The sequence below is a fragment of the Chamaesiphon sp. OTE_75_metabat_556 genome (assembly GCF_031378165.1).
GTDB lineage: Bacteria > Cyanobacteriota > Cyanobacteriia > Cyanobacteriales > Chamaesiphonaceae > Chamaesiphon.
The window spans coordinates 1-10,000 of the sequence record NZ_JANNDR010000018.1 but is presented as its reverse complement, the minus strand read 5'-3'; the positions used below and the strand labels follow the sequence as shown (position 1 = coordinate 10,000).

Genomic DNA, 10,000 nt, shown 5'->3' with positions numbered 1-10,000 from the left:
ATTTTCCCAACAATGACCTAATAATTCCGTCAATCCCAGAGCTTCGAGTTCGTCGCGCCAGATGCCATAGGTATTCGGCCAGACTTGCCGCAGCGGACTGGCAGTCAGTCCGCCGACTCTTACTCCTCGCTCGGCCAAAGCCGCCGCAATTATTGTCCCAGCGGGGCCAGACCCAATTACCAGCACATCAAAATCCAACATAGCAGCGTTCTTTGAATATAGCGTTCTTTTAGATATCGCCCCAGCGAGGATCGATCCCCTGTACTCGTTGGTATAGCCTACCATCGGTAATCGCATCTTAACACGCGTTGGCGTAGCCTACCGGAGGTAATCGAATATGGATAACGCTCGATCGATCGAGCGTCTCATCCAGCCATTAGCACAAGCAAAGGTGGACTGAGTTACAAGATTCATACCACAACTGATGCATGAGGAAACCTAATTGGTGTCGCGGTGACTACCGCCCCGCGTAGCACTAATAAGCAATCCATCTCGATCGCCATCAGCTATTGTATTGTACTAAATAACTTCGATCCTTTTGCTCAAAACCCATGCACTTAATTTTGTATAGCAAAATCGGCTGCCACCTCTGCGAAGGCTTACAAGAAAAACTAGAGCAAATTACCGACCCACCCATCCATCTCGAAATCCGCGAGATCACCACCAACCCCGACTGGTTTGATCGCTACCAATACGAAATCCCAGTATTATGTTTACAAATTGACAGCACCGAACAACCCATCCCCCGCTTCTCCCCCCGCGCCAGCGTCCCCCAAGTCCAAAAAATCTTGCAGCAATACTCGCAAAATGGGTGAAAATTAAAGCCAGTCTCCTGTTTCGAGCATCTTCAGCCACCATCCCTATGAAACTACGCGAACTCCTCACCCATAGCCAAATTAGCCTCCCCAGCGCACACCCTAATCTCGACCTCGAAGTAACAGGGTTAAAAACCAACTCCCACGCTTGCACCCCTGGCGACCTATTCATCGGGATGCCCGGAACCCGTGTCGATGGTGGTGAATTTTGGCAAGGCGCGATCTCCGCAGGTGCCATCGGAGCCGTAATTTCCCCTGCCGCCGCAACTGTCCACCCCCCCACTTCAGACAACTGTATCGCGATCGCCACCGATATGATCGCCACCTGTGCTGCCCTCGCTGGCACCTTTTACCATCATCCTGCCCACACCCTCAAAATGGTTGGCGTCACCGGTACCAATGGTAAAACCACCACCACCCACATCATTGAATACCTCCTCGCTCAAGCTCATATCTCCACCGCCCTGCTCGGCACCCTCTACACCCGCTGGCACGGCTACCAAAAAACCGCGACCCACACCACACCCTTCGCCGTCGATCTCCAACAACAACTTGCGCAAGCCCTCGCTGCAGGCAGTCAAGTTGCCTTGATGGAAGTCAGCTCCCATGCTCTCGATCAAGGGCGTGTCATGGGTTGCCCGTTTGAAGTTGGCGTATTTACCAACCTCACTCAAGATCACTTGGATTATCACCAGAATATGGAGAGTTATTTCCAAGCCAAAGCCTTATTATTTAGTCCCGAATATCTCACCGGACGCGCGATCGTCAATCTCGATGATGAATATGGCAAACGCTTAATCGCCAAAATCTCACCCGATTCTCGTTCCGTTCGCGAAGCGTCTGCCTGCGCAGAGAGTCTCCGCCAACGAGTCTGGAGCTACAGTACCACCGACTCTACTGCCGATCTGTGGACGAGCGACTTAGCCTACCGTCAAACTGGTGTCGCCGGTAAAATCCATACCCCCCAAGGTGAAATCGGCTTCAACTCGCCCCTAGTCGGTGACTACAACCTCGAAAATCTTCTGGCTGCGGTGGGAACATCATTACACCTGGGGATGAGCCTAGAAACGATCGTCGCCGCGATTGAGCACTTTCCTGGCGTACCGGGACGAATGGAACGTGTCCAGATTTCCCCCCAACAAGACATCACCACGATCATCGATTATGCCCATACCCCCGATAGTTTGGAAAGTTTACTAACTGCGGCACGCCCCTTCATTCATGGTAAAGTAATCTGTGTATTCGGTTGTGGTGGCGATCGCGACCGCACCAAACGCCCCCAAATGGGCAAAATTGCGGCCGATCTGGCCGATCTGGTAGTAGTAACTTCAGATAACCCCCGCACCGAAGATCCCGATCTCATTCTCCAAGATGTAGTTGCTGGAATCGATCGAACGGTCGGTGTCGAAGTTATTGCCGATCGTGCCCAAGCGATCGCCCAAGCCATTGCCATGGCGCAACCTGGCGATGGCGTCCTAATTGCAGGTAAAGGACACGAAGATTATCAAATCCTCGGTACCGAAAAAATCCACTTCGACGATCGCGAACAAGCCCGTGCCGCTCTGAGTAAAAAATTTGGAAGTTAGGCTTCAGGCTTTAGATTTTAGGTTTTAGGGAAAGGAGCGGGGGGAAAGTACATATCCAACTCCCCGCTCCCCGCTCCCCGCTGTCTTGAAAAGGTGCTCTACTTGCGGAGTTCGTTCCATGGTCGGGTTTCCCGACCATGGAACGAACCCAAGCGGGGGAAACCCCTGTTCCCGCACTTTTCACTCCCTGTCTTGTCTTGACGCACACAACCTGGAGGAAACCTCCAGGTCGCGCGTCGCTGACTGAAACACATGCTCCTCCACTCTCCGCGTGATTTCAGTCGCAACTGTCTTGATTCGCTAAACCGTCGGGGAACCCGACGAGCGCGAATCGCTCCCAACTCCCAACTCCCAACTCCCCGTTGATGGCAAATCCCGATCCCCCCGAACAACTCAGCCTTGGCGAACTAAAAGATGAGCTAATCGCCCATCTGATGCAAGAACTGTGTACGCCATTAACTAACATCAAAACCGCTCTCAAATTGCTCGAATCGCCAGTGCTCAAGCCACTCCAGCGGCAGAGATATCTAAGCTTAATTCGTGGTGAATGCGATCGCCAAAACTCCTTAATTAACGGCGCAACTAGATTACTCGCCCTTGATCGATCTCCAGATCGCGCTGGCATCGTCCCCATTCAACTCGCCCAGGTTATTCCTGGCATCGTCAGCATTTATCAACCTTTGGCCGCCGAAAAAGGTGTGAGACTGGGTTATACAATCCCCGCTAACTTGCCCCCAATTCTCTGCGTGGAGACCTGGGTTCGTCAAATTGCGATCGATCTCTTACACAATGGGATCAAATATACAGCCGATGGCGGGCACGTTTTCGTCCAAGCTTCCGTCCAAGGTGACTACGTCCAATTAGAGTTTCGCGATACGGGGATCGGCATCTCCCCTACTGACATTCCCAAAATTTTTGATCGCTTTTATCGCGTCCGCACTTTACCCGATGAGTACGATCGTGGTGCCGGTTTGGGGCTGACGATCGTCCAAAATATCCTCCTCCGCTGCGGTGGTTCGATTTCGGCGATCAGTCAAGTCGGTGCTGGCTCAAAGTTTCGCGTACTTTTACCGACGAAGAGTTAGTAGTTTTGTAGTGATATTAGATCCTAAAAGTCTAATTTATACCGCCTAGTACTAGCTATTAACGATCTGTATATCCCTGAATTAGGAGATCCGTGCCGATTTGTTGCCAACTGACTCGTTCTAATACCATCGCTTCAGACATCGATCGAATCCCCAGATCCCCGACTGGCGAAGGAGCGACACTGCCACCGACGATTTTGGGAGCGATAAAAGCTAATACTTTCTGAATTGCGCCATCAGCGATCGCACTAGCAGCCAGTGTACCGCCACATTCCCACAATACCGACAGAAAGCCGCGATCGTAGAGATGCTGCATGACTAGAGTTGGTTTGAGTGTGTCTAACTCTAAAATCTGGACACCGCGATCGCGCAACATTGCTTGTAACTTTGGATTAGCACCAGCTTGAGTAACTACTAAAGTTGGCGCGATCTTGGTATCCCATAAAATGGCCTCATTCGGCACGTCCAAGCTACGAGTCATCACCACTCTGAGCGGATTGGGTGCCGCTGGATCGTGGCTGGTAAGGTAGGGATTGTCCCGACGCAATGTATTACCACCAATAATCACCGCATCACAGCCCGCACGGAGATGATGAACGTAGTGACGGGAAGGTTCGCTACTCACCCAGGTACTATGCCCGTTATCAGTGGCAATCTTCCCGTCTAAGGTCATCGCATATTTCAAGATGCCCAACGGACGCTGGTGGACGATTCGCTGGACGAATCCTTCATTTAGCTCCTCACAGGCAGCCGTCTCTACACCAACCACTACTTCAATGCCAGCTTGCTCCAGGGTCGCGATCCCACCGCCGGCGACGAGTGGATTGGGGTCTACCATCCCCACGACTACTTTAGCAACGCCTGCGGCCACTAGTGCGACGGCACAGGGAGGAGTGCGACCATAATGGTTGCATGGCTCCAAACTGACATAGATCGTCGCGCCGCGCGCCAGTTGGCCAGCTTGCCGCAGTGCAAATACTTCGGCATGGGGCTGTCCCGCCCCTGGATGAAAACCTTCGCCGACGATCGATCCATCCCGCACGATGACAGCTCCAACTAGCGGGTTTGGAGCAGTTTTACCCCATGCTTGCTTGGCAAGATCGATGCATCGGTGCATCATCTGTCGATCGAATTCTGGATATTTCATTAGTTGGCGAGCCGCAATCGGGAATAGTAATAATAACGCGCGGGGATGTCGGATGGGTGGTGGCTAGCTACAATCCAGTATTGACTCTATATGCTTCAGTATTTATCTACCCGATCACCTATTTACTGAGATAAGTTTTACCGATAGTTCAATCGGGTCAATACCAATGACAAGCGATCGAGAAACTGCTATTGTTAAGAAACGTTACGCAACAAATCATTCTGGTAGCATAAGCCCTATGACAGGTTTCCCCCGTAGCTTGTCCCACCCCATGACTGTATTTTGTGACTTTGATGGCCCGATCGTGGATGTATCCGATCGATATTACAGTACTTACCATCTGGCCTTGACCGATACTGCTAAATTTTACCGCGAGTTTTCCCAACCCAACCCAAAAAATCTCGATTTTCTCGATAAACTCACCCTGCTGACCAAAGCTCAATTTTGGCAGATGAAACAAAACCGCGTTCCCGATCTCGAAATAGCACGGCAGTCGGGACTAGATGATGTTCAAATCGATTATTTCCTCCGCCGCGTGATGGAGATTGTCAACTGTGCTAACTTGCTTCATCTCGATAAAATCCAGCCCGGTGTCACCTGGGCGTTGGGTTTGCTGCGCTCTCAGGGCTGCAAGCTGATTTTGGTCACGCTGCGCGATCGATCTGAAGCGATCGACATGTTAGAACGGAATGGACTTAGGCCGCTGTTTACAGGCATTTATGGCACTGCTAGTAGTGAAGCTGCCTATCAAAATTACTCCCAAATCAAAACTCAACTCCTCCGCCGTGCCATGCACGAGCATCAAGTCACGAACCACAATCTCGATCACAGTTGGATGATCGGCGATACCGAAGCAGATGTTTTGGCTGGGCAAGCAATGGGGATTTCGACAATTGCCCTCACTTGTGGAATTAGGAGCCTCAACCAATTGAGCCAACTTCAAGCAACTCTGATCAAAACCGATCTACTCTGTGCGGTACACCATCTAGTCGGTCTTAGTTCTTTACAGGCATGTGCAAACTAGGCATTAGGAATCGGGTCGCAACTCCCATAAATCGACAAATTGTCGTAATGCAAACAAACTACGATTTACTTTAATATTGGCTAACTTAGAAACCTTGGGATAACTATATTGCTACTCAAAGAATCGAAATAACACTATTGAGAATAGAACGATTATTAGGCAATCGTTCTATTCTCAAGGATGTGATAAAGCTATTTTAATGGGCAAGAGTTAAGAGGCGATCGCTTTGAGTTTCTTTCTCATGCGCAAGGCTGATGTACCGCCGATTAAGGTACCGATAATTGTAAATGGTTCGGGAACCGAAGTAGGGGTTGGTGCGGCTGTATTATTGTATTGGAATCGCCCAGTTAATGCGGGTGCAGTAGCAATCTCAGAACGTTGCACGAAGTTTGCATCAAAAGCCCAAATTTGTGACTTGTCAGGTGAAAAAGTAATCTGGTTGATGGTGAAGCTACCAAAGAGATTATTTGAACCACGATTTTGAAAAGATATATCTAATCCGGCAAACCCAGATGGTGCAAAAGCATCGCGACGGGCGTTAGGGTAACTTCCGGCCTGAATAGCGGTGCCTAAAGATTTAGTCCCGAAGTTAACACCAGCGTATTCATTTGCTGGTGTTGATGGACGATCTAGAGTCCAAGACAATTCGGTGGGGCTGCCATCGGCTAACCTGTTGTTATTGATGTTAACGAAAACAGTGTCGCCAAGTGCCGTGTTATAAGTAAGATCGACAGTTTGACCTTGACCGATATAGTCACCAGGCGCGCTGGTAAATGTTAAGCGTGCAATGCTGGCTGCACCAACCACCGTAGCGGTACCTGTAATAATTAACCCCGAAAGCAAGATCGACGTAGCTAAGTGATTGCGAATCATGGAAATACACTCTGTTTGATAGGAAGTTGGCTATAGCTGAGAAAATTCTCCCAACTTAATCGCCTAATATATTATTCCCAACTAAAAAATATTTATGCCCGTAGATTTTGGTTAATGTGTAAAGATTTGGAAGGTTTAGTATGTCTATAAAGTAGCCCGATCCTCCTGATTATCGCCAGATTAGATCTTGGGTTGATTTGCATAAATCCTCCAAAATGGAGATTAGTGAACAGATGCCAAGTGGTTTCTATTAAACTAATTCCGCTCGACAAAGGCAAACTTCAAGCCGCGATCTTCGAGATCGGTGAGGATGCGATCGTATGCTTCTAGATCCCAGAGCGTCCACTTGGCTGTAGCTTGGGGGTCTTTACCTGGCAATGTGTCTTGATTGGTAGCGACAAACTCTTTCAAGCTATGAATAGTCCGTCGCGCGCGGCTTGGCTCGTGCCAGCGGGGTCGATTGGCGACAGTGGAGATTTCAGCGCGCATGGCTGAAGCGAGGACGGCATTACCTTCGGACTCGGCTTCTTTGAGGAGTCGGTTATAACCAGTAGTGTCTTTGTAGATAAAGTTATCAAGCTTGTCGATGCCCAAATTGTGGCTGATCCGATCGAGTTGTCTCAATAGCTGAGGTACCGTCGTGCCGTAGACTAAGCCCTCGGCTTGAGCATCCATTGTGGGTGGGAGGGGCGCGATTTCACCAAGTTCGAGTTCGATTGTCAGCCAGTATGCCATGAAAGTCTCTATCCATATACCATATATGGTTTAGAGTACCCAGGCAATTTGCTAGATTATACACATGCCAGATTTATTGATGGCAAAAATTCGTTTCGCAATTATTTAGCGGCACTAATTTGAGATCTGATTTTCCACCCCGCTCCCCACTCCCTGCTCAATCTTCCGATTATTTTAACTGCGGGCAAGGGGCGGCGATCGCAGTAGCTGTCGGGCATTGTTGCTGCAAGCAGGATTGAAGGTAAGCTTCATCATCAGCAGGCAGATCTGGAGATCGACCGAAAATCATCTTACAACTGAGATCTTCAAAGTTGGGAGTCATCGTCAGGGGAATTCCAAACTGGGTCGTAAAAAATGCTTGAGTCGGCACTTTGCACATATTGACGCACATCCCCACACAGCCACTAGCCGCGAGATATCGACACTTGGTGATTTCCACTGCTGAAGGTTGCGATCTCACCGTGCCATCAGTCCCAGTTACTTCAGCTTCCGCGACTTGACACGGCCCTACCAGCCATTCAAACATTTGCGCGGCAAACCAGGCGTTGAGGACGCAGACTAGCCGTGTCGGGGCAAACAATGTCCGAATTGCCCACAACACTGGTGCGGGAACTAAAGATCCCAGAATTTGGGCGACAACTACTTGTTGCTGCTCGGCATTGCGTCCTTGCATAATTTGTTTTGACACGGCGACCAAACCCTCATAACCGCCGATCTGCCCGCTGAAGCCGACTATTTGCGACATCTTTCGCGCAAATAGCCAGATAAATAGTCGCTCGATTAGGTTATCTTGGTATTCATCGGTGACGATACGTGGGAGGGTGTTGGGCGGCATAGCAGCGATAGATTGGCTCGTCAGGATTTAGGTATGACACTTTTGGTTGTCTGCTTAAAGCATGACACAAAAAAAGCTGGGCAATACCCAGCTAGAATTTAGATTGATTAATGATGTAGCGATAATTACATTAATCCCAGAAAATGTAGCGTACCTTGTCCGGTAACTAGCTCGGTGACTAGAGCGGCAACAAAACCGATCATCGCCAAGCGTCCGTTAAGAAGTTCTGCTGAAGGAGTAAACCCAAATTGTGCTTCGTCTTTTTTAGCTTGCATAGTTCTGACTCCAAATATTTGTAAAGATAAATTGATGAGTACTGTTATTGACTGGTGTAGAAAATAAACTCGGACGCGAACAAGCTATTGGTCGATAACTAGACTAAATTACATTAATCCCAGAAAATGGAGCGTACCTTGTCCGGTGACTAGCTCGGTGACTAAAGCGGCAACAAAACCGATCATCGCTAGACGTCCGTTTAGTAGCTCGGCTGAAGGCGTAAAGCCAAACTGACCTTCATCTTTTTTGACAGGAGTAGTTTTGACAGGAGTAGTTTTGACCATGATGTTATGAAGAATGATGACTGGGTATATGTACTAATGTAACGAAAAAACATCAAAATGGCAAGGTCATGCAAATATTTGTGAATTTTATTCGATCTGGTCAGCTAATTAGCTCTCGACTGGATTAATGTCGCCCGTCTCTAGCTAGGACAGACTCGATCTCCATTCCCGCACACACCCAATTTATCCCGCTTACTATGAACCGTTCTCAGCAACTCGATCGATACTATCAACAAATCCAATCGATCGTTCTCAGTCGCCAAAATCCAATTACGGGGCTATTTCCAGCGAGTACGGCGATCACGGCACATGGAGACTATACCGATGCGTGGGTGCGAGATAATGTGTATACAATCTTGGCCGTCTGGGGATTGGCATTGGCGTATCGGAAGGTAGATGCGCCGCCCGGACGCTTGTTCGAGCTGGAGCAAAGTGTCGTCAAGCTGATGCGAGGACTATTATTTTGTATGCTGCGGCAAGCGGCGAAGGTGGAGCAGTTCAAGCAAACCCAGTCGCCAGCGGATGCGCTACACGCCAAGTACAGTACCCACACTGGTGATGTGGTGGTGGGCGATAATGAGTGGGGTCATCTCCAGCTCGATGCGACTTCTTTATTTGTCTTGATCTTGGCGCAAATGACGGCATCGGGGCTGCCGATTATTTACACATTAGATGAAGTCAATTTCGTCCAAAATTTGGTCTACTATATTGGGCGCACCTATCGGACTCCCGATTATGGACTGTGGGAGCGGGGCGATAAGATCAATCATGGCAGTGTCGAATTGAATGCCAGTTCGATCGGGATGGCCAAAGCCGCCCTCGAAGCAATTAATGGCTTAGACTTGTTTGGGGCGCGGGGTTCGCAGGCATCGGTGATTCATGTCTTACCCGATGAGATCGCCCGCGCGCGCTTGACGTTAGCGTCTTTATTGCCAAGGGAGTCGAGTTCCAAAGAAACGGATGCGGCGTTATTGAGTATCATTGGGTTCCCCGCTTTTGCAGTTCGCGATCCGCAGCTAGTGACGCGGACGCGCACCAAAATCGTCGAGAAACTAGAGGGTAAATATGGCTGTAAGCGGTTTTTGCGCGATGGACACCAAACCGTCCTCGAAGATACGACTCGCTTGCACTACGAACCAGAGGAACTGCTGAAGTTTGAAGGGATTGAGTGTGAATGGCCGCTATTTTTCACTTATTTATATCTGGATGCGCTGTTTAGTGGCGATGTGGCTGGTATTGAGAAATATCGCAGCTTGTTGGCAAATGTTGCGATCGATCTCAACGATACCCAGCTATTGCCAGAATTATATTACGTACCCAAATCCCAGATTGCTACCGAG

At 49.3% G+C, this 10,000-nt stretch carries 12 protein-coding genes; 5 read left to right on the top strand and 7 right to left on the bottom strand.

What is annotated here, in order from left to right; all coding sequences use genetic code 11:
• The coding region (locus tag RMO27_RS00785; RefSeq protein ID WP_309728126.1) for a lycopene cyclase family protein at positions 1-201 on the bottom strand (201 nt) is incomplete at its 3' end.
• Between the two features lie 350 nt (positions 202-551).
• On the opposite strand from RMO27_RS00785, the gene RMO27_RS00780 reads away from it, so the two are divergent.
• From RMO27_RS00780 to RMO27_RS00770, 3 genes are all read left to right on the top strand, one after another.
• Positions 552-815: a glutaredoxin family protein gene (locus tag RMO27_RS00780; protein WP_309728124.1), complete on the top strand. Its 264-nt coding sequence runs from the start codon at positions 552-554 to the stop codon at positions 813-815.
• A 47-nt stretch (positions 816-862) separates the two neighbouring features.
• Positions 863-2,401: a UDP-N-acetylmuramoyl-L-alanyl-D-glutamate--2,6-diaminopimelate ligase gene (locus tag RMO27_RS00775; protein ID WP_309728122.1), complete on the top strand. Its 1,539-nt coding sequence runs from the start codon at positions 863-865 to the stop codon at positions 2,399-2,401.
• Between the two features lie 365 nt (positions 2,402-2,766).
• Positions 2,767-3,486 carry a HAMP domain-containing sensor histidine kinase gene (locus RMO27_RS00770; RefSeq protein ID WP_309728120.1) on the top strand — a complete coding sequence of 240 codons (720 nt, stop codon included), beginning with the start codon at positions 2,767-2,769 and terminating at the stop codon, positions 3,484-3,486.
• A 58-nt stretch (positions 3,487-3,544) separates the two neighbouring features.
• Here the strand turns inward: RMO27_RS00770 and ribD are convergent, their stop codons facing one another.
• The gene (gene ribD, locus RMO27_RS00765; RefSeq protein ID WP_309728118.1) at positions 3,545-4,633 is read right to left on the bottom strand and encodes a bifunctional diaminohydroxyphosphoribosylaminopyrimidine deaminase/5-amino-6-(5-phosphoribosylamino)uracil reductase RibD; all 1,089 of its coding nucleotides are present in this window, start codon (positions 4,631-4,633) and stop codon (positions 3,545-3,547) included.
• 238 nt (positions 4,634-4,871) lie between these two features.
• Here ribD and RMO27_RS00760 point away from each other — a divergent pair, with 238 nt between their 5' ends.
• Complete coding sequence (locus RMO27_RS00760; protein WP_309728116.1) at positions 4,872-5,657, top strand: HAD hydrolase-like protein; 786 nt, start codon at positions 4,872-4,874, stop codon at positions 5,655-5,657.
• Positions 5,658-5,867: 210 nt separating this feature from the next.
• On the opposite strand, the gene RMO27_RS00755 is transcribed toward RMO27_RS00760, so the two are convergent.
• The 5 genes from RMO27_RS00755 to RMO27_RS00735 all read right to left on the bottom strand — a co-directional run bounded on the left by RMO27_RS00755 (position 5,868) and on the right by RMO27_RS00735 (position 8,660).
• On the bottom strand, positions 5,868-6,530 hold the full coding sequence (locus RMO27_RS00755) for a PEP-CTERM sorting domain-containing protein (RefSeq protein ID WP_309728114.1): 663 nt from the start codon (positions 6,528-6,530) through the stop codon (positions 5,868-5,870).
• A 255-nt stretch (positions 6,531-6,785) separates the two neighbouring features.
• Positions 6,786-7,265 (bottom strand): hypothetical protein, encoded by a 480-nt coding sequence (locus tag RMO27_RS00750; protein WP_309728112.1) that lies wholly within the window; start codon positions 7,263-7,265, stop codon positions 6,786-6,788.
• A 169-nt stretch (positions 7,266-7,434) separates the two neighbouring features.
• A complete protein-coding gene (locus RMO27_RS00745; RefSeq protein ID WP_309728110.1) occupies positions 7,435-8,100 on the bottom strand; it encodes a DUF4033 domain-containing protein in 666 nt (221 codons plus the stop codon).
• A gap of 125 nt (positions 8,101-8,225) precedes the next feature.
• The gene (locus RMO27_RS00740; RefSeq protein ID WP_309728108.1) at positions 8,226-8,375 is read right to left on the bottom strand and encodes a chlorophyll a/b-binding protein; all 150 of its coding nucleotides are present in this window, start codon (positions 8,373-8,375) and stop codon (positions 8,226-8,228) included.
• Between the two features lie 108 nt (positions 8,376-8,483).
• Positions 8,484-8,660 carry a chlorophyll a/b-binding protein gene (locus tag RMO27_RS00735; protein WP_309728106.1) on the bottom strand — a complete coding sequence of 59 codons (177 nt, stop codon included), beginning with the start codon at positions 8,658-8,660 and terminating at the stop codon, positions 8,484-8,486.
• 197 nt (positions 8,661-8,857) lie between these two features.
• Here RMO27_RS00735 and RMO27_RS00730 point away from each other — a divergent pair.
• Positions 8,858-10,000 (top strand): glycoside hydrolase family 15 protein (locus RMO27_RS00730; RefSeq protein ID WP_309728104.1); only part of this gene is annotated, 1,143 nt, incomplete at its 3' end.

Excerpts from the sequence above, each read along its gene's own strand:
- ribD (WP_309728118.1), bottom strand. The coding sequence starts at position 4,633 with ATGAAATATCCAGAATTCGATCGACAGATGATGCACCGATGCATCGAT.
- RMO27_RS00770 (WP_309728120.1), top strand. The coding sequence starts at position 2,767 with ATGGCAAATCCCGATCCCCCCGAACAACTCAGCCTTGGCGAACTAAAA.
- RMO27_RS00750 (WP_309728112.1), bottom strand. The coding sequence starts at position 7,265 with ATGGCATACTGGCTGACAATCGAACTCGAACTTGGTGAAATCGCGCCC.
- RMO27_RS00735 (WP_309728106.1), bottom strand. The coding sequence starts at position 8,660 with ATGGTCAAAACTACTCCTGTCAAAACTACTCCTGTCAAAAAAGATGAA.
- RMO27_RS00760 (WP_309728116.1), top strand. The coding sequence starts at position 4,872 with ATGACAGGTTTCCCCCGTAGCTTGTCCCACCCCATGACTGTATTTTGT.
- RMO27_RS00745 (WP_309728110.1), bottom strand. The coding sequence starts at position 8,100 with ATGCCGCCCAACACCCTCCCACGTATCGTCACCGATGAATACCAAGAT.
- RMO27_RS00780 (WP_309728124.1), top strand. The coding sequence starts at position 552 with ATGCACTTAATTTTGTATAGCAAAATCGGCTGCCACCTCTGCGAAGGC.
- RMO27_RS00755 (WP_309728114.1), bottom strand. The coding sequence starts at position 6,530 with ATGATTCGCAATCACTTAGCTACGTCGATCTTGCTTTCGGGGTTAATT.
- RMO27_RS00775 (WP_309728122.1), top strand. The coding sequence starts at position 863 with ATGAAACTACGCGAACTCCTCACCCATAGCCAAATTAGCCTCCCCAGC.
- RMO27_RS00740 (WP_309728108.1), bottom strand. The coding sequence starts at position 8,375 with ATGCAAGCTAAAAAAGACGAAGCACAATTTGGGTTTACTCCTTCAGCA.